Genomic DNA, 25014 nt, shown 5'->3' on the forward strand with positions numbered 1-25014 from the left:
AGTGACCATAGACTTATTCGCTCCTTCCCTAGCGGTTTAGCTGTTAACGATATCGGCGGCGAGGCGCAAATAGTGAAGTGCCAACTATTTTTAATTTTCCAGCAATGCGAGATCACCTAAGCCACGCTACTGAGTTTAATGGGTGAAGCCGAATAACGCCAAGTATGTTGAGTTAGCTAACGAATTGCAAATGGTTGACGTCAATTAACGTCGATTGACGTCAATTTTTGTGAACGTGTCGCTATCAGTGACGAAATATCCATAAATAACGGCAAAATCCATTTAAGTTGTTGTTGGTATAAAACTTGCTGTTATACTGATGCCTGAGTGTTGGTTAATCGTTTTGACCTGTATTGGGGTGGCGGAGCTCTTGTAAGATTGACTCACCAGCCTTTAGCCTTGCAAGCCGCTACCCCACTTTTTCACTCGGCCTCTAGTCTGCTTATTTAATAACAACATCGCCAGCGCAGAGGCTCTTTATTATGTGGAATAATGATATTTTTGCTCGCGTTAGCGCGGACAGTAGCGTCGAACTAGAAGTAAGTTTAAACACTCGAAAAATTAAGCTTAAGGCGCAGCTTATTGGTCAGCGGCAACAAGAATATTTAGTCTTTGAATTAGCGCGTAATATCAATTGGCATGAATTACAAAACCTATTAGTCGATGCGCCGATGGTCATTGTGCGTACACTACTACCCAGCGGTGAAGTGGCCGCCGGTGTTTGCAGCTATTTAAGCACCGTACCTTATCCCCGAAAATTACTGTTTTTAAGTTATCCCAATCGTGTTGAAGTGCAAAATCTTCGGCGCTCGCCGCGCTTAGAGATTGAATTAAAAGCTGAGTTGTCTTTTGTTCGTGAGGTCGCTAGCGACGATGTCGAGATGCATGAGGATGCAGCAAAGCCAGCGTTACTGAATGGCCTGATCACCGATATTTCAGCGGGTGGCTTGGGCTTTAGTTGTCTTCGTGAAGATCTCGAAACGGTTTTACCGGAGCCAGGGCAAGCGGTAGAACTTACCGCATACGCCGATGACCAACAGCAGCCGTTAACCTACTTAGTTGGCGAGTTACGTAGCTGCCGAGAGCGTCAGCAGGATAATCTGCATTTTGGCATCGAGCTACACGGTGGCATGGATGACTTTAGCGACGTAGTTAATCAACTCGTGCTACATTCGCGGCAACTCAAGCACTTATTAAAAGCCGCCGAACAGCGCTTATCACCGAAATTATCCGCTGATTTGTCGTTATGTTAGTTGGTGCACTGTTACAGCGCATGTGTCGCCAGCCGATAGTTAGCGGTGACGGACAAACCGTGGCTTATCAGGTTTACTTTCGCGGTGAAGATCGGCGTAGCTTTCCTTGTTTAGCGGCAAGCGAAAAGGCTCGCTTGTGTCGTGTTATTAGTGAACGATTACAGGTTATCGCTGATAACAAGCGCGTATTCTTGAATTTTACCGAATCAGGTATCGTACAGGGCCTGCCTGAGCTATTACCAAGCTCGCAAGTGGTCATTACACTATTAACCGAACGCTCACCTTCAGCGGCGTTGTTAACCGCCTGTCAACGGTTAGCCGATAAAGGCTACCAAATCGCGTTATCGGCGCACGAAAAGTATTGCTGCTGGGAACCGTTTTATCGGCTCGCGGCGGTAGTCGAGGTCGACGCGCAACGTGTAACTGGTGTACAATTGGTGCGTCAGATTGCAGAATTGAAGCACCACCGTTGTCAAATCATGGCACACTGCCAAGTCGATGACCTTAGCGCCGAAAGCTGCCGCACGCTCGGCGTCGATTATTTTATCCATCCGGCCAAGCCATTACCGCTCGAAGCCTCATTGAGTGAACAGGGGATGATCGCGGCAGATCGGATTTGATCGATAAAAGGGCTTTACAGGTGTTATTTCAATCGCTACAATTCAGCACCAAATTTATTTAGTCTGGTTAAAATTTAACCAAAGCAACCGTTTTTATTCCGAGGTGATTTTTTAATGCCAGTAGTTAAAGTAAAAGAAAACGAACCGTTTGACGTGGCTCTGCGTCGCTTCAAGCGTTCATGCGAAAAAGCTGGCGTACTGTCAGAAGTACGTCGTCGTGAGCACTATGAAAAACCAACTGCTGAGCGCAAGCGTAAAAAAGCTGCAGCAGTTAAGCGTCACGCTAAAAAACTGGCTCGCGAAAACGCTCGTCGCACACGTCTTTACTAAGACTCTGACATCGTTTCGTTAACGTTTAAGCCGCAAGGTTTTCGTTAAACTTAGCCGATAAGCTGAAAGCTTGATAAAAAGCCGTCATGGGTTTGCCAATAGGCAACCATCGCGGCTTTTTTTGTTGCTGTTTGATTGGCAAGACATCTTTAACCACATACAATCGATGGGCTATGGCTGGCTTGATCCCGAAATCCTTTATTCATGACTTACTAGACCGCGCCGATATTGTCGAGGTGGTCGATAGCCGTGTGCCACTTAAAAAAGCGGGTAAAAATCATCAGGCCTGTTGCCCGTTTCATAACGAAAAAACGCCTTCATTTACGGTCAGTGCCGATAAGCAGTTCTATCATTGTTTTGGTTGTGGTGCGCATGGCAATGCCATCGACTTTATCATGGAGTACGATGGCCTTGAGTTCCCCGATGCAGTCGAAGAGTTGGCCTCGTTGTTGGGGCTTGAGGTACCGCGCGAGCAAACCGCTAACCCGCAAAAATCAGCCCAGCAACGTGCGCAAGCCGCCGATGATTATGCGCAGATGCAGCAAGTGGCGCGCTATTTTTCGCATCAATTACGTCACCATGAAAATTCAGCACGAGTGATCGACTATTTGAAAGGTCGCGGCCTAAGTGGCGACATCGTTAAACAATTTCAAATCGGTTACGCGCCGCCACAGTGGGATGGCGTGCTCAGTACCTTTGGCCAAAAATCGGCAGCGCGGACACAATTGCGCGATCTAAAATTGATCAACCGTAACGACCAAGGCCGTGAGTATGACTTTTTCCGCGACCGTATTATGTTCCCCATTCGTGATCGGCGTGGTCGGGTGGTCGGCTTTGGTGGTCGTATTCTAGAAGGCGATGGACCCAAGTATTTAAACTCGCCAGAGACCCGTATTTTCCATAAAGGCCGCGAACTGTTTGGCTTTTATGAGGCGCGTCAAGCGCATCGGCAATTACCGCAAGCGGTGATCGTCGAGGGCTATATGGACGTGGTGGCATTAGCTCAGCACGGTATTGATTATGCCGTAGCGTCGTTGGGCACGGCGACCACCACCGAGCAACTACAAATGCTGTTTCGCGCCACCAGTCGAGTGGTGTGTTGCTACGACGGTGATAGAGCGGGGCGCGATGCCGCTTGGCGTGCGCTAGAAAACGCCTTGCCGCTATTAAAAGATGGACTTGAGTTAGCCTTTCTATTTTTGCCTGACGGCGAAGATCCTGACTCGTTGGTGCGTCAAGAAGGACAGCAAAAGTTCTCGCAACGCTTACAAGGTGCGCAAAGCTTTACCGACTATTTTTTCGGCCATTTAATTGACAGCTTAGACATGTCGTTAGCCAATGACGCCGGTAAGTCGAACTTGCTTAAACAAGCCAAGCCGCTGATCGAGCGGGTCGCGAGCGAGTTTTATCGCGAATTAATGTTAGAACGTCTGGCGCAATTACTCGGCCGTGAGACTTCGCAGTTAAATTCGCACTTTCAACGCCCGCAACAATCGCGCTACGCACCGCAAGCGTTAAAAATGACGCCGATGCGACGTGCCATTGCACTACTGGTGCAGTATCCGCAACTTGGGCAGGCGATTGCGGTGCAAGAGCAACTGGCTGATTTACAAATGCCGGGGGTCGATTTACTGCTGGCGTTGCATCGACAAACCGCCAGTCGCAGTTATAGCACCGCGCAGTTACTCGAACAGTGGCGTGAATCAGAGCATAGCAAAGCGCTACAACGCTTAGCGGTGTGGCAGCACGGTATGGATAACGACGGTATTCAGGCGGAATTTGAAGACATTTTCGTCTATTTGATCGACCGCTATGTTGAACAACGCGCCAATCAACTCTTGCAAAAAGAGAAATCGTCCTCATCTTTAAGTAAACAGGAACGTCAGGAATATCAGCTGTTAGTGCAGCACCTGGCGGGGAAAAAAGCCTAACAAGCTAACCGTTATTAGGCTGGAACTTCATCGCCACAAGGCGCTCAAAAGGTATACAACTCAAGGCTTTCAGGGCGATCAATTACTAGCCTATTGAGTCAATTTCTGATACACTATACGGTCTTGCTCTCGAACCGTTCAAAGTTATTCACAGGTGGAAAGTCTGTATGCAGCAGAATCGGCAATCGCAATTAAAACTTCTCATTGCCAAAGGTAAAGAACAGGGTTACCTGACATTTGCAGAGGTCAACGACCACCTCCCGCAGGAAATCGTCGATTCCGATCAGATCGAAGATATCATTCGCATGATCAATGACATGGGGATTCAGGTGTTTGAAAACGCACCGGATGCTGACGAGTTGATGATGAGTGAAAGTGCGGCTGATGAAGACGCCGCAGAAGAAGCTGCGCAGGCGTTAGCGTCGGTCGATAGCGAAATCGGTCGTACCACTGACCCGGTACGCATGTACATGCGTGAAATGGGTACCGTGGAGTTGTTGACCCGCGAAGGCGAAATCGACATCGCCAAGCGTATTGAAGATGGTATCAATCAGGTGCAGTGCTCGGTTGCCGAGTACCCCGAAGCGATCAACTTCTTGTTGGAGCAGTGGGATGCATTTGAAGCCGAAGAAGTGCGTCTGACCGATATCATTTCTGGTTTTATTGATCCGAATGAAGTCGATACGGCACCGGTCAGCGCTACTCACGTCGGCTCTGAACTGACCGACGAGCAGCTGAAAGAAGACGACGAAGACGAAGATGATGATGACGATGACAGCGATGATGACGCTGATACCGGCATCGATCCAGAATTCGCACGGCAGAAGTTTACCGAATTGCGTGACCAGTACGAAGCCACTCGTCAGGCGATTCAAAAGCATGGCCGCGATCATGCCAAAGCGCGTACACAAATTGATGAACTGAGTGAATTGTTCAAACAATTCCGCTTGGTGCCTAAGCAATTTGACCGTTTGGTCAAAGATATGCGTGACATGATGCATCGCGTGCGTGTGCAAGAGCGTTTGATCATGAAGCTCAGCATTGAGCAGGGCGGTATGCCTAAGCGTCAATTTATGCGTGCCTTTGCTGGCAACGAGAATAATCTGAGCTGGGTTGACGAGCAAGTGAACAGCAGCGAGAGTTACGCCGAAAGCTTAGCCGCTGTGCGTAGCGAAATTGAGCGCTGTGTTAAAAAACTGGCGGAAGTCGAAGAAGAAACCGGCCTGACTATCGCCAAAGTGAAAGACATTAACCGACGCATGTCGATCGGTGAAGCTAAAGCTCGCCGGGCTAAGAAAGAAATGGTCGAGGCCAACCTGCGTTTGGTTATCTCGATCGCCAAAAAGTATACCAACCGTGGTTTGCAGTTCTTGGATTTGATTCAAGAGGGTAACATCGGTTTGATGAAGGCGGTCGATAAGTTCGAATACCGTCGCGGTTATAAGTTTTCGACCTACGCAACTTGGTGGATCCGTCAGGCCATCACGCGCTCGATTGCTGACCAAGCGCGCACCATCCGTATTCCGGTGCACATGATCGAAACCATCAACAAGCTCAACCGTATTTCACGGCAGATGTTGCAAGAGATGGGACGTGAGCCGTTACCCGAAGAGCTGGCCGAGCGCATGGCAATGCCCGAGGACAAGATCCGTAAGGTATTAAAAATCGCGAAAGAGCCGATTTCGATGGAAACCCCGATCGGCGACGATGAAGATTCGCACCTGGGTGATTTTATTGAGGATACAACACTCGATTTACCGGTCGATTCGGCGACTTCAGAAAGCTTACGCAATGCCGTACGTGACGTGCTCGGTGGCTTAACCGCCCGAGAGGCGAAAGTGCTACGCATGCGCTTTGGTATCGATATGAATACCGACCATACCTTGGAAGAGGTGGGTAAACAGTTTGATGTGACCCGTGAGCGGATCCGTCAAATTGAAGCAAAAGCGCTACGTAAGTTACGTCATCCGAGCCGTTCGGAACAATTGAAGTCGTTTTTAGACGAGCAGTGATACATTCTTGCGTTTCAGTCGTAATTAAAAAAGCCCGCTGCCTATGCGGGCTTTTTCACAATCGGCTGATTGGCAAGCGCGCTTGGTATTGATGCTATAGCGCCCTTAGTCAAGCAAGGATGTTTCAGGTACAGTAGCAAGCTAACGAGATTGTCTACGACAACAGAAGGAGGCCAGATGGAAAAGCAGCAACGGCCAACACGGATCATCGACACCCATTTACATATTTATGATGGCGAGTATCCGTTAATTGAAAACCAAGGGTTCACACCCGACAACTTTACTATCGCGGATTATCAAAAACGCGTGTCTGGTATGCCTATGAAAGGTGGTGTCGTGGTGTCCGGCTCTTTTCAGGGGTTTGACCAAGAATATTTGAAGGCCGCCTTAAAAGCATTAGGCGACGGTTATGCGGGTGTGACTCAGCTACCTGGCAGCGTCAGCGATGAGAAAATTGAATCGTTGAATCAACATGGTATTCGTGGCGTACGCGTTAATTTAAAACGCGGTGTGCATAAAGATATCGACGGTATCGTCGAATTCGGACGGCGTATCTGGGATCTGGCTGGCTGGCATTTAGAGCTGTATGTCGATAGTCGTGATTTGGACGATATGGTACCAACCTTGGTTAAACTGCCGAAGTTAAGTATCGACCATCTGGGCATGGCAAAATCTGGTTTGTCACAAATTCGACGCTTAGCCGATGCTGGTGTGTCGATTAAAGCCAGCGGATTTGGCCGCACCGAAGTCAACATTAAAGAAGCAGTGCAGCTGTTGTATCAAACCAACCCAGAGTGTTTGATGTTTGGTACCGATCTACCGGGTACGCGTAATGAACGTCCGTTCGAGCCGAGTGACATCGATACCATCGTCGCTGCTTTAGACGGTGAAGAGCAAGCGGTTGACCGTGTGTTTTACCGTAATGCTTGTGCGTTTTATAAACTACCTGAGTAATATTTGTGCGCTGTCGTCATGACAGCGCATTCCCCGCTTTACCCCAGCCTGCTGACTGGTTATGCTAACTTCACGTTTTATTAACACCTTGGGTGGCGACAGTTGATCACCTTAACTGCTTATAGTCGTCAATTGCGTTGGCTGCTGATGGGCTTATTCTGTCTTTGCCTAGCGGCATTGGCGGCGCTACTTTATAATTTACCCAGTGCCAGTGTGGCGCGCAGCAGTGCTGCTTTAACGCAGTTATGTAGCGATATCGCGCACAGTGTGGACCAGGTATTTCCCGATCAACAGCGGCCATTGGCGCAACCCGAACAAATCGACTTTATGCAAAACCGGCTCGACATGGGCTTAGAGCAGGCACCTGGCGTCGAAGGCGGTTTATGGCAGCGGCAAGCGGGCTTCTTTGCCTATAGTTTTCCGAGCTATAACGGCCGTGAAGTGCGCTCCCACGCCGACGATACCGAGCAACAGCGAGTGTTGGCTAACGTCAATGACGTTGCGGCTGGCGACCAACCGCTAGTATTGCAAGCGCAACAAGGGCAAACGCTGCTACAGTTGACTGCTATCTGCCCATTGGCGAGTCATGAGGACGCTGTTGTTTGGCTAGCCACCGAGCGCGGCATCATCAGTAACGGCTTACTGATCACCTTGACCGCTATTATAACTACCTTGGCGGTTATGTTAGTGCTGATCATGGTGTTACAGCATCGCTTTGTCAGTAGCTGGTATCAACGTCGTGACGAATTAGCCGAAAGCCTACAAGACGAAGATCAGTTAGTACCGCTAACCACCGATATTCCAGAAATGCAGCCGATGTTATTCCTGCTGCAGGCTTCACGTGCACGCATTAAAGAATTGCAACAGAGCTTGGATGAAGTCGACAGTCGCGGCTCCGAAGAACAGCGCTTGATCGAGATGGGCCAACTCGCCTCGGCGCTTGCGAACGAGGTCAAAGCGCCGTTAGAAACGATACATCGCCGAGCGTCACAATTAAGTCAGGTGGCGGCAAAAACCTATCAAGGGCGTTTGGATGAAATCTTACGCGAAGCGGCGCATATTGAGCATACGCTGGAAGGTCTTTTACTGCTTAATGACCGTCGCGATATCAAACGCACGACGATTCAATTACAACCCTGGTTGAACGCCATTGCTAATAGCCATCGCGAGCTTTCTGAGAGTCGACAAGTCGCCGTAACGGCGTTAGCCGACGAACACGACAGCATCAGTATCGATAGCCTGCAACTGCGCTATGCGGTCGATAATTTAGTCTTGAATGCGCTGTCTTTTGCACCAAGCGGTAGTGAGGTACTTGTCCGAGCACATCAGGCCAGTGGTCGTATGCTGATCTCGGTGAGCGATGAGGGACCCGGTGTATCGCCAGCCATGCGCAAACAGCTCTTCGATGCCAAGGCGCGTTCGCGTAAACAAGTGTACGGCATGGGATTAGCCATGGTGCGTACCATTGCGCATGCCCACGGTGGTGAAGTTCGCTACGAAGATTTAACCCCTGGCGGCCGCTTTATCATTGATTTACCGATGACAACCGCCTAAAAAATCCGTATACTTTGCGCCGCTTAAGTGGTTTGCCGATAGCCGACAACGGCAATCGTAGCAACCACTTAAGCCATCCCATCTTGTCATGGCCCCTTAGCTCAGTGGTTAGAGCAGCCGACTCATAATCGGTTGGTCCCCAGTTCAAATCTGGGAGGGGCCACCATTTTTAAAGGCTTTCAGTGTTAGCTGCCACTAACAAAAATTGGTTGGTGCTACCTCTGTGCTACTTTTTAGCTTATCACACCTCGCTTTTTTCGGTTATATTAAAATCAAGTCAATAGTTAACCAAACCGGAATACAGTTACCTGTCTTTGTGACATTACTTTCTTTGTGTCGCTAATTAACGTAACTGGTAACTTTTTACTCTCAGCAGGTATTAGCGAGCAATTAGAATGTCAGGAAGACAAGGCCAGAAGAAGCTTTTTGATTATCTTCAGGAAAAAGAACGCAAAAACACAAACTTCACTATGTCGCAGTTAGTGGATTCTGTCGGTTGGAAGCCTTCAACTTTTCAAACTTACCTAAATAAAGGTCAACTTACACAGTTTGTAAATAAAGTTGGGAGAGATAAATTTGAAGCTATCAATACTCTAGATATCAACTTTGTTGAATTTAAAAAAAGACTGTCGCAAAGCAAGCATTTTCAAGAGCTGGGACATAAGTGCAAATCACCGTTAGCTAAAGCGCTTTTAAAAAAATCCAAAGATAACATGATGCTAGCTTTAGAGTTGTACAACAGACCATCGCTAGAAAACAAACTTGATGGCTTCGTACTTTTGTTTTGCGCGGCATGGGAGCAACTTTTCAAATCAATCCTGATTGAGAAACAAGGTGAAAACTTCATCTATGAAAAGTCAAACAAGCATGGCATTAGAAAGACTATAACTCTCAGAAAGTGCCTTGAAAACCTGTACGATGAGCGTAGCCAAATAAGAAAAAATATAGAAAGAATTGCGGAATGGCGTGACAAAGCTGTGCACTTACTGATGCCTGAGCTTCAAGCTCTAGCGTCACGTGTATTTCAATCTGGAGTGCTCAATTATTCTTCTGAATTTGAAAAGTATGCGGAAGTTCCATTTATTTCCTCACAGCATACTGGAATGATGTCTTTAGTTGGGGATTTCAAATTGCCGCCAGAATCGACATTGAAAACTCTGTATGGAGAAGCTGCTGAAGAAATTTTTGAGTTAGCAGATACCTTAAAAGGGGAAATTGAAGCGACGGATGATATTGGGTTTGCCATCCCTTTGCGGGTTTCGTTGGTGTTTGCTAAAGAGGAAGGAGATGAACAAATTGTTATTGCGAAGGCCAGTGGGAGTGCGGAAGATCTGCAAAACCTTCGTAAGGCTATGATTGTTGAGAAGCATGTAGATCCTGACAAATCGCATCCATTTAGTCAGAAAGGCCTTATGAAAGCCGTCAATGAGAGATTATGGCAAGATCTCGACGATGAGGCTCTACGTAAAAAGTTACCCAAGCAGAATCAACAAGGTAAGCCAGCATTAAATAGTCACTGTATCCAAGCTTGTATTATGAAACTGGGATGGAAAAAGAATAATAATGACTTTCACTATCACAGTAAGATGTCTGACCGACATCAATACTCCGATGCAGCAGTAGTGGCTTTAGTAAAGAAAATAAAAAAGGACGATAGTTTTGTAGCTCGCTCGAAAGCCAGTAAATAATTTTAAGTTCAGCAAGTAAATATATTTTAATGTATTAGTCATACGGTTATTGATTGCGAGATAATATTAGTACGTTTACCGTACTTGCCACTTTACAAGGCTAAATGCTAGGTCTGGCTTTAAGTTTTGAGTTTTGGATAAATTCTACATGAACCGTATTACCATCGTAAATTGCTATATAATTATTAGAAGTTGCGATTACTTTACCTTGCACAACAATCCCATTCTCAGGAGTTAAACTGACACACGATCCCGACTCTCCACAGTCGACGTGATTTTTAATTTCTTGTTGTGCTATTTGATGACCCACGGCCCAACTAATTAAAATTCCAAAAATTAAACTACCAATAAAGACCAATATTAGATAAGAAATACTGACAGTTGCTAGTACCAAAATGATTGGCGAGGCTATAAAATCATAGGTTTTACAGTTGGTTAGCTTGTTGGTTGGAATATGGGTTTTACCTTTTAGACGCTTAAAAAAAGCTATTAATAATCCGTATAGCCAAATCATTAATATGAGCAGAAGGATAGAAAGAGGAGTTTTTTTAAAAAACTTGAGGAGTAATACGAAAGATTGCATGAAAAAGGTAAATGCACTGATCAAATAACCTTCGAAAGAGTCCCTAAATAGTGATGGTGGTAGGTTATATTCCTCAAGATATCCGAAATGGTAAAAGTAGCCTAGCAAGTATAGGGCTGGGACAGAAGTTGCCATTATGCCGAGAATATAAGCTAGGCGATTTGAGCTTGTTATTTCTTCCATCTTCGGACACCGAATTATCGTTTATTTTGAGACACCATATTAAAGTAGTGACTAAGCAAAATCTAGATATCATGAGTCAGTCCCTACTCGCAGAAGGTAGACACGAATCGCAGAGTCGCCCGTCGAGGCCGCTGCTCATGATGCCTCGACCCCCAATCCGCCTGAAAAATATTCGGGGCCAGAAGAGGGACGAAGATTTGGGAGGTGCAAAAAAGCGGTTGTAATCTCTGAGAGCTCTATCTTCAGCTAAGAAAATTGAAACCATCTCTATGAATCATACATATAAGAAAACAATACCGTGTGTATCGATTCTTCAGGGAAAATGATCCAGTTAGGTGTACTAGCTCAGACTTGATCTGACAGTTACCCATTTTTTCAGGTGCCGCTGTTAGGTTAGATTTGAGCTAAATTCTTTTCAGCCCAGACCTGCTTCCCATCGACTAATGTTTCAATTGGCGTTCTGCCACAGCACATTTTGCCTTGATGAGTCCGTTCATTGTTGTAGTAACCCATCCACTCGTCCAGATCTTTTTGAAGTTCTTCGAGCGACGCATAGAGTTTCTTGCGGAATGTAACCTGATAGAACTTGTTAAGTATGGTCTTGTGGAAGCGTTCACAGATACCGTTAGTTTGCGGTGACATTGCCTTGGTTTTGGTGTGATCGATGTCATTGATTGCCAGATACAGCTGGTAATCGTGATGCTCTACTTTGCCGCAATATTCCGTACCGCGGTCAGTGAGTATCTGAGCATTGGCAAGTCGTGCTGTTCGAAGAACGGCAGCACCTTATCATTAAGTGCATCGGCAGCAGTGATGGGCGTTTTTGTCGTATATAGCTTGGCGAACGCGACTTTGCTATAGGTGTCGATAAACGTCTGCTGATAGATGCGCCCAACGCCTTTTAAGTTGCCGACATAGAACGTATCTTGTGAACCCAAGTAACCTGGATGAAGCGTTTCAATTTCACCACAAGCCTCATCATCATGCTTCTTCTTTTCCAATGCAGCTATTTGTGCGTCAGTGAGGATGATACCGTCATTGGCTACCTTGGTTTCTAACGCCTTCAGACGCTTCTTGAAGTTCTCTAAGTCGTGACGTAACCAAATAGAGCGTACACCACTGCCAGAGACAAATACGCTGCGCTTTCTGAGCTAGTTACTGGTTCTGTGTTGGCCGTGCGCAGGATATTCGATTGCATAATCAATAACAGCTTTCTCTGTGACTTCATCAACTCGATTCTTCAAGTTCGGTGACCGACGACTTTTATCAATCAATGAGTCGATTCCACCATCTTCTACCAATTCTTGATAGCGATAAAACATATCGCGTGATACGCCCATGACCTTACAGGCTCTCGATACGTTACCGAGTTCTTCGGCGAGATTTAGCAGACCTGCTTTGTGTTTAATGATTGGATTGTTAGTATGCAACATGAGAGTTACCTATTTTGTTTTGATTAAAGATTCGACACCTTTATCAAAACGGGTAACTCTCACCTTTTCAAGAAGATGTGTCAGATTAAGTCGAGACTAATTCAAGTTAGGTTGGCATTATCGTATCCAACGAGGTCAAAATACCTTTTTTGTTATACCTACTATACGGATTGTTCCGGATCGAGTCGAATGGAGTGATCCCGACCCTTAGCCCCCCTTTTTGCTTGCAAGTTGCGAATGCCTATAAAGCGCTACTTATATTACCATTAGGGTTCTGAAACTGAAGTTAGTTTAGCGTTTAATTCGTAGATCTGACTTTCAACTTTTCTCATAAGTATCGTTTTTTGATCTAGCTCGCGTTCGAGCTCTTTTATGCGCGACAGAAGCCTCTCGCTATTGGGTTCATTCTCTATCGGTTTTTTATTCTTTGATTGGTTCAGCTCGTTGCGTTCTATACCATTAGACTTTACTGGGTGTTGATAAATTTCGCGTAAAAAGCCCTTGATGTAGTCCTGATAGTATTCGTCAGAGCCTTTGTCCTCTTTTAGTTGTCGTGAAAAAGCTACATGGGAAGACATAAGAACTTGTTTGTAATCGTAATCTTCGGCCAAATTCTTTTGAAATATATATCGGTTTGCAGCGAACCAAGCACCAGTTAATAGTACAGGAATTAAAGATAGGCGTGCAATTACGTGAGAAATATCAAGGCTCGACGATTCTATTATTTTATAGCCTATATACAGGGCGCCTGCTATAAACGCAGCAGCAAGCAGAACCCATAGTAACGAAGCTTTCGAGCTTGCTTTCTGAGCTTTAGTTTTAAAATCTTTGCTCAATCCTTCGGCTGTTCTTACTTCAAGAGCAGTCTCCGCTTGACTTATTAAATCTTTTGCTTTTTCGAGGTATATATCCTGTAGTTTTTCGAACTCTTCCAGTCTTTCCTCAAAGTTTTTTGATGTTTCAGCTTGCTTTTCAAGCTCTATTTCTCGGTTGTCTATGTTTGCTGCAAATTGACCTATGCTCTTTGAATAGTTTGAAATCTGTTCTTTTATTTTTTCAACCTCGGCGGCTTTCTTTTCAAGAGCGTTTAACTTTAATTGTAGACTTTCTTCTCGTGACTCTAATGCAGCTGCTTTTTGTTCTAGTTCATAGGCGCTTTCCTTGGCACCTGCAACCAGACTCCAGCCACTTCTTAAGTTCATCCCCCTAAGCATCCGGATCAGTTCGGAAAGGTTTTTAAAGAGGAGGTCAATTCTGTCATCTTTGGTATTTTTAATAAGTGTTTCAATTTTACTGGCAATTGCCTGTCGTTCATCGCGTTCAACCAGCATTGAAAATGTGTGCCTAGAGCGAGTCAGAGATCTCAATGACAAAATTAAATCTTTGGCTACATCGATTAATTCGCCGATAGAGATCTCATCGTCACCAAAAGGGTCGCCCTTGTATTTTTTGCGACTTACTTTTTTGAGAGAGTTTTCAAACGTTGTGAGTAGAACATCCAACTCTTCCCTAGAGATAGTTTGCTTAGCCATCTAGCTTATCCTTATCACAAGAAAATTAAACATCAGCGGAAAGTAGCTCACATAGTCCAACTACCAGACAGCACGGACAACGCAACAACTTGCTCGATGGTACTTTCGGGTAGGCGCGGATTAACGCGGCGTAAAGCGGTTTCAGGATCAGCGAACAACAAAATTTGCTTATAATCTATCCGTTCCGGGTAGAGGCCTTCATGGGCAATGTCGGAACCATGGGCAACTTCCCAACCATCCTCGGCAAACGATTCCAAGGACTGTTGTTCTAACTGGTCTTCAGTCATTCCATTAGTCCTTTACAGTTTTAGATCTTTGCTGATATTGCCAGAGTATTAACAGAGTTGCTACTGACTAGCGGTCAGCAAGCTCTTGCTCGAACGCTTTGATAGTATTCATGATTGACTCCCAGCTTGGGTATTCACCATAGATCATCTCATTCATTGCATCATAGTCTTTTTGCAACGCAGCCTGCCTAAATTCTGGAGGCATTAACGTAATATCACCATTAATAGCGTCTTCACGAACGCCTCAGCTATGCCATTACTCTGCGGGCTGCGTATCGCGGTGTGGTACAGACCTTAAAACCAAGTGAGTTAGCAAATTTCCGCGTCTCATCGGCAATATAACAACTACCATTATCGGTCTGCCATTCGACTTCCTTTGGTAAAACCGAAGCATGGCGAAAACGTTTTTCAATGCTTTCAACCAGCACATGCTGAACCATAGTGGCACTAATGCCTTTGGTCTTCTCAACGTAGCTCACTACTTTGCGGTTACAATAATCCAGACTAAATACTATACGCACTTTTTCTTTGTTCCAGCGGATGATTTCAAAGCCATCAGAGCACCAGCGCGTGTTGGAATGCAAAGTAAGGACTTTACCGTCATGAGCACGGTTATCACCAACGCGACCTGTAAGGCTTGGGTAGTAACAACTTATCCAAGCGCATAATGCGATACACGCGCTTCGGGTTTACTCGAACGAAGCCATAATCATCTGCGCGCAGCTTGCCATTTGAGTGCTCAGTAAAGGCCGGTAGCCGTTCGTTTCTCGACCATCATACAGCGCTTCTATCTGCGGTAACAAGACCGCATCTTCTTGCTTGTTGTAACGCGCTGAGCGGCTTAAATTTCGTCCATAAATGCGCTGATATAAGTTCGAGCGCAACAAACCAAGTGTATTGACTACTAAGGATGACAGGGAATCGTTCGCTGGTAAAAATGACATGCGCGATATCAACTGTTTTGGCGGGGCTATCTCCAGTGCCTCTTTGAGGATTTCCGTTTTCATCGTTTTGCGGCCAAGCAGCTGCTCAAGCTGCTTAACCTTCTTTTGCAGCGCTTTATGCTCGGCTGCGCTGACCACTTCATCGCCAGCTTGAATTGCGTACATGTCACCATCTTGCATAAGTTTCTTCCACTTAAACAATAAACTCGGGGTGATACCGTTTTGCCTAGCCCCCAGCGGCACTGAATAACTCGGCTGCAGGGTTATGGCGCAAATTTTGCATTTTCCTGCGGAGTATAGCGACGACGGCGTTGTTCGCCAGTGAAGATTTCTATACGCTCCATAGACACTCCTTAAAGATAGATCTAAGCCTATCGCTTAACTAACGAGTGTCTGTTTGAAAAAGGGGCTAATACAAAGCCATAAAGTCCATTAGGGGGTTCGAATGCAATCAAACATTACATTACCAACGGATAATGTATATAAGTTCTATGCTTTTCTCGGGATATTGCTCATGCTTACTGCTGCAATAATGTTCTTCATGCGGAATCAGTATTATAACTCTATGGCATTTGACCGCTTTGTACCAATGGAGAATCTGAAAGCTAAAGGAGTTTTAAAAAATGATGAGAAGCTTGAGTTATATTTGTATGAGGAGAAAGAGAGAATAGCTAGATCTGAACTAGACTTCGAGCTTTTGATGTATTTTTTTGGCTTTTTTATTGGTGTTGGTTTCACCTTCTATGGTTTTCGTCATTGGCATACAAAAATTCAACCTCAACAAGATAGGCTTTTAGATCTTGAAATAAGAAAACTTGAGAATGAGTTAAAATCATTTGATAAGTCGGTCTAGTGGAATTTTTGAATCGTCATTGAACTGAGTGTCAAACTCGTCTTTTATTCGATTCAACGCGCCCTGAACAGATCGGCTACAGTCGTTATCGATTTATAACGGGCGCAAATATTTATCTACCATTTTAAGGTGTATCTCATTAGAACCACATTTAAACATGGTATTCACAAAGGTATCAACAAAGCGACCATTCAGCTCAGATAAATTTGGTCTGGTCAACGCTGCCAGTACCAGCGGGGACCACGCGTACTATCATACGCTATTAACACGCAATGTCGACGTTGTAGCCAAACAAGGTGATCATGTCATTCGCTTATGGGGTTGATGTTGAGCGCAGCTTTTTCATATAGCCATTCGATCATTGGTGTGACGGGCAATGTGCCCTCACTGACCAATGTCAGCTTGTCAAAAAGTAATTGGGTGGAGTGGAGTTTGAGTATTGTTTAGCCCGCGTATACTTGCCAATAGAATTGAACAAAGAGTGCGACACCTTTGGCGGGAGTATACTTAGGATAAAGTTCTCGAAACTTTTCTAAGGCTAGGTTTAGGTTGTCTTTGGGTAAGGCATCTGTGTGTTTAAGTAAGTAAAGCAAAGCAATGGTCGGTGACCTCGACATGCCTTGGTTGCAATGAACTAATACTTTATTAGTTTTGAGCTCTCCATGAATAGTATCTATCGCTTCATCAATCACCACTTTTGGAATGTAATTAGGATCATTCGCGTCAATTAAGTTAAGAATAAGTCGGTTTTCTCGTTTTGCAATTAAGTACTCTGGATGACCTTTAGGGGCTGCTCTCCCAGAATAACCTAAAGCTTGTCGGTGATAGGGCTCTTTGCAGGCGTGAATAATAAACCAGCTACTTTCTTGCGAAGCGACTGAAGCGTCAGTGTCATTCCCTACAAAAAGTTTTGGGTAAACCTCAAGCATGTTCTTACTCTCCAATAATCGGTTTTACCACTTGCTTGGCTCTTGTTGTGTGAGAAACTGGTTGATTTACTCTTATACTCGAAGTTGCGTATGATAATTTACGCTTGGACAATGTATCAGTAATCGTGAAAAACATTTATATTTCAACGGAAGCAGACGCTAGCAATTTAAATCAGATGTATCTGAAAGTCTAATTTCTGTGATTCCCCTCAACCACCCTCAACGGAGTCCACAATCTAGCCCAGCGTTCGGCTTTTTCGGCGGCTGATAATTGCTTGGGTGAGATATCGATTGGATCGGCAAAGCTATCGTCGGGAAATAGCGTGGCGTTAGCGGCGCCAACACAGTTACCGGCGGGTGTGATAAATGCGGTTGCTAGTGTGGTGTCACATTGTGGACAGCTGAGAAAGTCGGCCAAATGTGAACCTTGGCGTTGACGATGTAGTGGCAGTTTCGATTGAATGAGCATATTGCCTTTGGCATCAGATAAGTAAACCAAGCCTCGTTGCGTGCAAAAATCACAATCGCAGCGGCGCGGGTGGTAACGTTCTGCTGGTTTGGGTAGTGTCAGCGACAGTCTGACCGAACCGCAGTGGCAGGTGGTGGTTAAGGTGTTCATTGGCTGATCCCCTCAATATTAAACGCGGTCAGTGGCAGCTGTTCACTATAAACCGATGCGGACTATATCGTCACCCTTTGCTGAGTTAATGCATTGCTCGGGAGTTGCAAAGTTTGCTAGCCTAACCCCAGCCCGTAACCGTAGCAGGAGTGACCAGGGATGTTGCCGAAGTCGTTACCGATTAAGTTGAGCAAGAAGGATCGTGAGGCGATCGTTGAAGACTTGAACCGCATTGACTATATGACGCCGGCGCAGTGTCGGGGTGCGTTGTTGCGTCGCTATCACGAGTTACAACATTTTTATCTGAATCCACCGCGAAGTCATATCGAAGCGCGCGAGCTGCAACCGCGTGATTTTTTTGTACACTTTCGCGCGCAGGATTTTTTAAGCTTTGGCTATATACACGCACTGATCGAGCAGCAACCTCAGCTATTTCTAAATGCGCTGTACTCGTTTAATCGTTATGACCAAGTCATTTATAACGCTAGCGGCTATGACCACGGCGCTTTTGCTTGGCAGGTGTTAATCGGTTATGCCGCTAACGACGACGTTTATATTGACTTTATGCTGCCGCGTTCGTTGCCGTTAACCGAGGGACGGGTGGTTTGTCACATCATTGTCGATTGCATTCTGGCGTTACGTAATCCTGATTTAAAGGCACCAGCGGTGGATTCGGCGGAACGCTTCTTACAATGCAAAAGAACGCATTATGAGCGCGCCATGATTAACGCTTTACTGGGTATTTTAACGCAGGATGTCGAGCGCTTTAACGATGCCTTGCAAGCGTCCTTAGATTATCATCGGCGTAGCCAAATCACCTTTGATCGTGGTCTATTGAAGTATATGCCGGTGTCGAGTTACGGCCTATTAGCCTTAGCTTATCGTTATTTTGATAACCAGCAATACCAGCAAATCAAACATTCTAAACACGACCTCTGGTGGTCGGCGTTTGTGGCTCATAATGAACAACAGGGTTATCGGGTCGGCCAGCATTTGATTCGCTTTGACGGCGAATTAAGCTTTATGAATGATGCCGAATCGATGATGGAGGTCAAGCATACCTCGGTGGCGGAAATGCGCGAGCAAGCTCGACAAGCACGGCGCGAATACGCGCAGCGGCAACAATAATAGCGAACGCATAAAGGTGATTAAAGCTGACTACTTTTTGGCCGATGAATAGGTTATGTTGGTTAGCATGATAATAATAATGTGGTCACACCATGATGCGCTTAACAGGGTCCTTGCAGCGAAAGCTGATCATTTCTATTTCGGGCGTGTTGGTCGTTTTGCTCGCTTTAGCCGGTTATTTGGTGACGCAGCAACTGTCTACCTTAACGCGCGAAAAAACCGAAGCTCAGGTTTATGAATCGATTCGTTTAAAGGCGGAAACCATTAAAGGATTTTTTGCCGAACGCGCGCGTATTCCGTTAACCTTATTTCAACAGCCCCGTATACGCCGTTGGTTGGTCGATTACCAACAACGTGGCAAAAACTTGGACGATGATGTCGGTTATCAAGACATGATCGCCACTTTTCAGGCGGTATCCAGCGCCGACCCAACGCTTAAGTCGGTGTTTGTGGGCTCGGCCAACACCTATGAATACTTTTATGAGCAAGGGCGCGTCGGTGTCGATAGCAGCGGGCCTCATGCTGGCGACCCCAAACACGGCTATTTCACTAATCAACGGCCGTGGTGGCAGGAGGCCATTGATGCCGGTCAGCTGTATTTGACCTCGCCGCAAGTGGACGCCACCGATGGTACCGTGTCGACCGTGCTGCAGATGCCGATTTATGACGATGAGCAGCGCCTGCTCGGCGTCGGTGGCGTCGATATTCTGATTTCCACCATTGCCGACCTGATCGATGGTATCGATTATCAGGGTCAGGGACAGGCGTTTTTGGTGAATGAGCAACAGCAGTTGGTGTACTTTCCCAGCGACCGCGTTGAGCTGGCTTTAAATTCACCCTTGCGCAGTTTAGATCAGGTATTCAATCAGGCTGTTAAAGACCAGCAAACGCAAGGTTTTGCGGAACTGGCCAAACAAATCAAAACCAGCGACACCGGGCATGGCTGGCCGCTCACTCTGCGCGGTAAGGATTATCGCGTATTTTACGTGCCAGTGGCGTCGAGCACACCGGATATACAATGGACCTTGGGTATATTAGTACCCGCCGCCTTGATCGAGGGGCCGATTGCGCAGGCACGTTGGTATTCATTATTGACCATCGTGTTAATTATTGCCGTACTGACGCTGACCTCGTACTGGATATCCCGCAATATCTTCCGGCCGGTTAAAGCTATCGCCGAGGCGATGCAAGATGTGGCGCAAGGTGAAGGCGATTTAACCCGCCGTTTGCAGGTCAATTCGAACGATGAAGTGGGTGCAATGGCGCGCGCATTCAACCGTTTCGCCGATAAGATCCAAGCGCTAGTGCAACAGGCTTATAGCTCCTCGGTGGCGGTTAATGAAGCGGCGGAAAGGGTGTCCGAGACGGTCTCGACGCTGAATCGAGAGGTCAATTACGAACAGCAACAAATTCGCGATATCAGTGATGCGGTCAGCGCGATGCATGGCAGCGCTGCGGCCATTAACGAATACGGTGCACAAACTACCCAGGCGATTAGCGAAGCCACGGAAGCGATGCAGGTGGTGTCAGATAACTCGACCCAAACTCAGGGTTTGATCGAAAACGTGTCGAGCGACATTAGTCAGATCACCGAGGCGGTTAATCAGCTCAATAAGGATGTCGCCGAAATCGGTTCGGTGTTAGAGGTCATCAATAGTATTGCCGAACAAACTAACTTGTTGGCGTTAAATGCCGCTATTGAGGCTGCCCGTGCCGGTGAGCAAGGCCGTGGCTTTGCGGTTGTCGCCGACGAAGTGAGGGAGCTGGCCACGCGCACGCAACGCTCAACCGATAATATTCGTAGCACCGTGGAGCAATTGCGTCATAGCGCTGGGCAAGTGAAAAGCTCGATGCAACGCACCGATGAATTAAGCGATAAGGGCGTACAACAGGTGCAGCAGGTATTGGCGGCGATCACCGACATTAACCAAGCGGTCGCGCAAGTAAAAGACGTCAATGAGCAAATAGCCAGTGCCACCGCACAACAACAGCAACAAGCGAACACGGTCAGAGATAAACTGGATGGCGTGCATCAATTAACCGAGCAGGCGGTGCAACATGCCAGCACCATGCAACAAGACTTTGAACAACTGAATAGCGTGTCAACGGAGCTTAAAATCACCGTTAAACGATTTAAGGTTTAAGCGCGTTGCCATCATGCAATGTCATAAAAAAGGCCGCTGATAAAGCGGCCTTTGTTGTAGCTCAACGGCTAGTTATCACTTAGCTGATTAGCTTAGAAATGATAGTTAACGCCGATGCTGTAATTGCTTTGGTCGCTATTCATGTAGCTGTAGTTAATGTCAGCGCTGAAGTTTGGCGTAAAGAAGTAACGGCCAGTCAGGCTGTAGTATTGATCTGATTCTTCGATGTCAACGTGACGAACGTTAGCGTCAAGTTCGAACTGTTCGGTCAGTGCTGCGCGAACACCCACTTGTGCGTTCCAGCCATCTTCATCGGCGCTGATTGAAACTGTAGAAGAAGACGCTTTTGCTTCCGCCCACGCATAACCGGCTGATACATAAGCGGTCAGCATGTTAGTGCGATAGAACTGATAGCCGACGTTTGCGAAAGCTTCTGAATAATCCAAGTCGATACCGTTGGTATCTTCAGAGGTATCCATGTAGTTGATGGCTGCAAACCAGTTGTTTGCAAAGCTCATTTCACCTTTAACCGCAAAACCGTCTAAGTCTTCGTCAGCAAGGTCTGCTTGCACGTAGCTAACGCCAACAAAGTCAAAGTTAGGCGCTTTATTGGCCATTGCATTACCGCTAATACCTAGCGCTAATAATGAAGCTGCAACCATTGAAAGGTTTTTCATGACTACTTATTCCTTTATCTAAAGTGTCTTCTTGATGAGATTGCCAACACTATGACAGAACGATGACAATCAAGCGGCGCAACTCTAGCACAAAGGGTTATCTTCATTAAACTACTAAGGTGTTGTTTTATTGTTGGTTTTCATCCTCAATACTATGCGCTAACCACGACCTCATGAGTGTGATTGCGCGGTCGCTAATGGTCGATGAATCGGCTTCGCGTAAGCCGTGGTCAAGCTTATCCAATCGTTTATAGGTCAGCCAAGCTGGTGCCGCCAGTGCCGCTACCATCGCTTCTGTCGCAGCTAACGATACGGCTTGGTCCTGGCCCGCCTGAAGCAACAACAACGGCGAATCAGCGGCGGCGATTAACGCTTGTTGATCCAGCTCCAGCATTTCTCGCCACCAGCGGTAGCCGTGGTCGCTACTGTCGACCTCGATGGGCGCGCTGGCAGCTAGCACGGTATGGGTAAATTGGCGAAATCCGTTTAAGGCTTCAGCAACCTCCGAGCGCGGCACACTTTGTTCAATATTGTGTTCGACATCGGCGGCGAAGTATCTGCCACCCCCGCTAAAACTAATGGTCGCGGCGATGTCGTGGCGCTGCGCGCGCAGCAGGTTAGCGACAACAGCCCCCTCGCTGCCACCCACCACTACTAATTGTGAATAGTGTAACTGCTCCAGAACGCGATTGAGGTCGGCAACCCGTTGTGAAGGCGAGTCATGTTCAAGATAGCTGGACGGGCAATTTCCGTCACGACTGTCGGCTGTCAGCCCCCATTTATCGACCAGCAGTACATCGGCTGCAGGCCAGACTTGCCAAAGTGATTGCTTGATGGTTTGGTTATGGCTGACGCTGCGACAATCGGAACCCTGCAACAACAGCAGTAATTTATCGTTTGCAGGTTGTCGCTGTGCAAGGTAGTACCGCAGCGGCGGTTGCCCGCTATCGCGGTTAAGTTGATAAGATTGAAACTGTGGTGCTTGTGGCGATGGGGTCTGAGTCGCAGCATAGGCTGCGCTATGGCTAACTAAAAAAAGCCCGCAGAGAAAAAGCAATTGGCGCATAAGTGGTTAAGCCCATGTTGTTTTTTCCTTGGAGCAAAACACGGGCTTAATAGTTCACTAAGCGTTAACCTTGATAGCGTTGTGCGCGCGCTTTATGCAGTTTTTGATAGCTTTCTAGCAGCCGTTGATGGCGTTCTAAGCCGCTCAGTTGCAGGTCGGTTTCGGCTAAGCCATAAAAGCGCACGCTACCGTCCACCGAACCGACTACCGCGGTGATCACCTCATCGCCAAACATGCGCGTTAAATTGTCGATGAACGAGGCCAGATTTAATTCCTCATCCAGCGTGATCTCCAACACCGCTGCCATGGCTTGATAAAACAAGCCGCGTTTGACGGTATTGGTGTTGTACTGCAAAAACATATCGACCAGTTCCAGCGCTTGTTCATGTTGTTGCAGCGCTAAATAAATCAATAGTTTCAACTCCAGCACCGTCAGTTGACCCCATTCGGTGTTGTCGTCAAACTCAATACCAATCAGGGTGACAATATCGGTGTAATTGTCGAGTTGGCTTTCTTCTAAGTGCTCGACTAAAGCCGCCAACTGCTCATCGCTCAGGCGGTGCAGGTTAAGAATATCCTCGCGGAAAGCCAAGGCTTTGTTGGTGTTATCCCAAATCAAGTCATCGGCGGGATAAACTTCGGAATAATCGGGAACCAAAATACGGCAGACCGGCGCACCTAAGTCCTCATGTACCGTTTGATAAACCTCTTTACCCAGCTCGTGCAAGATATCGAATAAACGTTGGGCTTGTTGTTCGGTAGTCAACGGCTGATCCTGGTGGTGGGTGAAATCCCAGTCACAAAACGGATAATCGGCGTCACTGCTGAAAAAGCGCCACGACACCACCCCGGTAGAATCAATAAAGTGCTCAACAAAGTTATTCGGTTCGCTCACCGCCATGCTGTTAAAGGTCGGTGGCGGTACGTCGTTGAGCCCTTCAAAGCTGCGACCTTGCAAGAGTTCGGTCAGGCTACGCTCTATCGCCACCTGCAATGACGGATGGGCACCAAACGAGGCGAATACGCCACCGGTACGTGGATTCATTAAGGTTACGCAGGCGACCGGAAACTGACCGCCGAGCGAGGCGTCTTTGACCAATACCGGAAAACCTTGTTGCTGCAGACCCTCAATGCCGGCAACGATGGTTGGGTAACGGTCTAGCACCGCCGCAGGAATATCCGGCAGCGCCAGTTCTTGTTCGATGATGTCGCGTTTGACCGCCCGCTCAAAAATCTCTGATAAGCATTGCACCTGCGCTTCGGCAAGGGTGTTACCGGCGCTCATACCGTTACTTAAGAACAAGTTTTCAATCAGGTTTGACGGAATATAAACGGTCTCACCGTCAGCTAGCCGCTGATAAGGCAGGGCACAAATGCCACGCGCCTGATTGCCCGAGTTAGTGTCGATCAGGTGACTACCGCGTAGCTCGCCGTCGGCGTCATAAATGGCGCGCATGTGCTCGTCTAAAATGCCGTCTGGCAGGCTGTCGTCGTCGGTAAGGGTAAACCATTTTTCGTTAGGATAATGAACGAATTCGCTGTTAGCGATTTGCTCACCGAAGTATTGGTCGTTATAGAAAAAGTTGCAGCTCAAGCGCTCGATAAATTCGCCCAATGCCGAACATAGTGCACTTTCTTTGGTGGCGCCTTTACCGTTGGTGAAGCACATCGGCGAAGCCGCGTCACGAATGTGCAGCGACCATACATTAGGCACGATATTACGCCATGAGGCGACTTCGATCTTCATACCCAAATCGGCCAAAATAGCGGTCATATTGGCGATGGTTTGCTCCAACGGCAGGTCTTTACCCTCAATGTAGGTGGTTGCCTCTGCGCTGGGCTCTGCCATCAATAGTGCTTGTGCATCTTGGGCGAGGTTGTCGACCACCTCAAGCTGAAACTCGGGGCCGGTTTGCACTACTTTTTTTACCGTACAACGGTCGATAGAGCGAAGGATACCGTTGCGGTCTTTCTCCGAGATATCTTCGGGTAGCTCAACCTGGATCTTAAAAATCTGGTTGTAACGGTTTTCCGGGTCGACGATATTATTTTGCGACAGCCGAATATTGTCTGTGGGAATATCGCGCGAGACGCAATAGACTTTGACAAAATAGGCGGCACAGAGCGCCGACGACGCCAGAAAATAATCGAATGGGCTGGGTGCGGAGCCATCACCCTTGTAGCGAATCGGTTGATCGGTGATGACCGTAAAATCGTCGAATTTCGCTTCAAGTCGCAAATTATCAAGAAAGTTAACGTTAATTTCCATGAACTACCTATGTGTCGCAGAGCCA

The 25014-nt window shown here is 46.9% G+C and carries 22 protein-coding genes, 1 tRNA gene and 1 pseudogene; 12 read left to right on the forward strand and 12 right to left on the reverse strand.

What is annotated here, in order from left to right:
• Positions 1-482 precede the first annotated feature (482 nt).
• The 9 genes from A10D4_RS00425 to A10D4_RS00465 all read left to right on the forward strand — a co-directional run bounded on the left by A10D4_RS00425 (position 483) and on the right by A10D4_RS00465 (position 10342).
• The gene (locus A10D4_RS00425) at positions 483-1253 is read left to right on the forward strand and encodes a PilZ domain-containing protein (RefSeq protein ID WP_008487011.1); all 771 of its coding nucleotides are present in this window, start codon (positions 483-485) and stop codon (positions 1251-1253) included.
• Positions 1247-1873, forward strand: coding sequence for a YuxH family protein (locus tag A10D4_RS00430; protein ID WP_008487013.1), 627 nt, complete (start codon positions 1247-1249; stop codon positions 1871-1873). The genes A10D4_RS00425 and A10D4_RS00430 overlap by 7 nt, the downstream gene beginning before the upstream one ends.
• A gap of 114 nt (positions 1874-1987) precedes the next feature.
• Positions 1988-2203: a 30S ribosomal protein S21 gene (rpsU, locus tag A10D4_RS00435; protein WP_006954239.1), complete on the forward strand. Its 216-nt coding sequence runs from the start codon at positions 1988-1990 to the stop codon at positions 2201-2203.
• A gap of 173 nt (positions 2204-2376) precedes the next feature.
• Complete coding sequence (gene dnaG / locus A10D4_RS00440) at positions 2377-4134, forward strand: DNA primase (RefSeq protein ID WP_008487015.1); 1758 nt, start codon at positions 2377-2379, stop codon at positions 4132-4134.
• A 167-nt stretch (positions 4135-4301) separates the two neighbouring features.
• Positions 4302-6146 carry an RNA polymerase sigma factor RpoD gene (gene rpoD, locus A10D4_RS00445; protein ID WP_008487016.1) on the forward strand — a complete coding sequence of 615 codons (1845 nt, stop codon included), beginning with the start codon at positions 4302-4304 and terminating at the stop codon, positions 6144-6146.
• A 177-nt stretch (positions 6147-6323) separates the two neighbouring features.
• Complete coding sequence (locus tag A10D4_RS00450; RefSeq protein WP_008487017.1) at positions 6324-7100, forward strand: amidohydrolase family protein; 777 nt, start codon at positions 6324-6326, stop codon at positions 7098-7100.
• A gap of 102 nt (positions 7101-7202) precedes the next feature.
• Positions 7203-8654 (forward strand): sensor histidine kinase, encoded by a 1452-nt coding sequence (locus A10D4_RS00455; protein WP_008487018.1) that lies wholly within the window; start codon positions 7203-7205, stop codon positions 8652-8654.
• A gap of 90 nt (positions 8655-8744) precedes the next feature.
• Positions 8745-8820: transfer RNA gene (locus A10D4_RS00460), tRNA-Ile, on the forward strand.
• A gap of 229 nt (positions 8821-9049) precedes the next feature.
• Entirely contained in the window at positions 9050-10342 is a 1293-nt protein-coding gene (locus A10D4_RS00465; protein WP_008487019.1) for a DUF3644 domain-containing protein, read from the forward strand.
• Positions 10343-10442: 100 nt separating this feature from the next.
• Here the strand turns inward: A10D4_RS00465 and A10D4_RS00470 are convergent, their stop codons facing one another.
• From A10D4_RS00470 to A10D4_RS13810, 7 genes and pseudogenes are all read right to left on the reverse strand, one after another.
• Entirely contained in the window at positions 10443-11108 is a 666-nt protein-coding gene (locus tag A10D4_RS00470; protein WP_008487020.1) for a hypothetical protein, read from the reverse strand.
• Positions 11109-11501: 393 nt separating this feature from the next.
• A pseudogene (locus tag A10D4_RS13800) lies at positions 11502-12541 on the reverse strand (IS481 family transposase).
• Between the two features lie 266 nt (positions 12542-12807).
• Positions 12808-14073 (reverse strand): AAA family ATPase, encoded by a 1266-nt coding sequence (locus tag A10D4_RS00480; RefSeq protein WP_008487023.1) that lies wholly within the window; start codon positions 14071-14073, stop codon positions 12808-12810.
• 47 nt (positions 14074-14120) lie between these two features.
• A complete protein-coding gene (locus A10D4_RS00485) occupies positions 14121-14360 on the reverse strand; it encodes a hypothetical protein (protein ID WP_008487024.1) in 240 nt (79 codons plus the stop codon).
• Positions 14361-14427: 67 nt separating this feature from the next.
• Positions 14428-14565, reverse strand: a complete 138-nt coding sequence (locus A10D4_RS14155) for a hypothetical protein (protein ID WP_008487025.1) — start codon at positions 14563-14565, stop codon at positions 14428-14430.
• A 43-nt stretch (positions 14566-14608) separates the two neighbouring features.
• Positions 14609-14881 carry a DDE-type integrase/transposase/recombinase gene (locus tag A10D4_RS14525; protein WP_420196174.1) on the reverse strand — a complete coding sequence of 91 codons (273 nt, stop codon included), beginning with the start codon at positions 14879-14881 and terminating at the stop codon, positions 14609-14611.
• A gap of 168 nt (positions 14882-15049) precedes the next feature.
• The gene (locus A10D4_RS13810) at positions 15050-15679 is read right to left on the reverse strand and encodes a transposase (protein WP_083849588.1); all 630 of its coding nucleotides are present in this window, start codon (positions 15677-15679) and stop codon (positions 15050-15052) included.
• Between the two features lie 70 nt (positions 15680-15749).
• On the opposite strand from A10D4_RS13810, the gene A10D4_RS00500 reads away from it, so the two are divergent.
• Positions 15750-16157, forward strand: coding sequence for a hypothetical protein (locus A10D4_RS00500; RefSeq protein WP_008487030.1), 408 nt, complete (start codon positions 15750-15752; stop codon positions 16155-16157).
• A 443-nt stretch (positions 16158-16600) separates the two neighbouring features.
• On the opposite strand, the gene A10D4_RS00505 is transcribed toward A10D4_RS00500, so the two are convergent.
• Both A10D4_RS00505 and A10D4_RS13535 read right to left on the reverse strand, forming a co-directional pair.
• Entirely contained in the window at positions 16601-17086 is a 486-nt protein-coding gene (locus A10D4_RS00505; RefSeq protein WP_008487031.1) for a dual specificity protein phosphatase family protein, read from the reverse strand.
• Positions 17087-17276: 190 nt separating this feature from the next.
• Complete coding sequence (locus tag A10D4_RS13535) at positions 17277-17705, reverse strand: GFA family protein (protein ID WP_008487032.1); 429 nt, start codon at positions 17703-17705, stop codon at positions 17277-17279.
• Positions 17706-17864: 159 nt separating this feature from the next.
• Between A10D4_RS13535 and A10D4_RS00515 the strand changes: the two genes are divergently transcribed.
• Together A10D4_RS00515 and A10D4_RS00520 are read left to right on the forward strand one after the other, a co-directional pair.
• Entirely contained in the window at positions 17865-18833 is a 969-nt protein-coding gene (locus A10D4_RS00515) for a hypothetical protein (RefSeq protein ID WP_008487034.1), read from the forward strand.
• 92 nt (positions 18834-18925) lie between these two features.
• Complete coding sequence (locus A10D4_RS00520) at positions 18926-20977, forward strand: methyl-accepting chemotaxis protein (RefSeq protein WP_008487035.1); 2052 nt, start codon at positions 18926-18928, stop codon at positions 20975-20977.
• Between the two features lie 92 nt (positions 20978-21069).
• On the opposite strand, the gene A10D4_RS00525 is transcribed toward A10D4_RS00520, so the two are convergent.
• The 3 genes from A10D4_RS00525 to A10D4_RS00535 all read right to left on the reverse strand — a co-directional run bounded on the left by A10D4_RS00525 (position 21070) and on the right by A10D4_RS00535 (position 24989).
• Positions 21070-21654: a porin family protein gene (locus A10D4_RS00525; RefSeq protein ID WP_008487036.1), complete on the reverse strand. Its 585-nt coding sequence runs from the start codon at positions 21652-21654 to the stop codon at positions 21070-21072.
• 127 nt (positions 21655-21781) lie between these two features.
• Positions 21782-22720, reverse strand: coding sequence for an alpha/beta fold hydrolase (locus A10D4_RS00530; protein WP_008487037.1), 939 nt, complete (start codon positions 22718-22720; stop codon positions 21782-21784).
• Positions 22721-22784: 64 nt separating this feature from the next.
• Positions 22785-24989, reverse strand: coding sequence for an OsmC domain/YcaO domain-containing protein (locus A10D4_RS00535; protein WP_008487038.1), 2205 nt, complete (start codon positions 24987-24989; stop codon positions 22785-22787).
• Between the last annotated feature and the right edge of the window lie 25 nt (positions 24990-25014).

This window comes from Idiomarina xiamenensis 10-D-4 (genome assembly GCF_000299895.1).
In the GTDB taxonomy this organism is placed as follows: Bacteria; Pseudomonadota; Gammaproteobacteria; order Enterobacterales; family Alteromonadaceae; genus Idiomarina; species Idiomarina xiamenensis.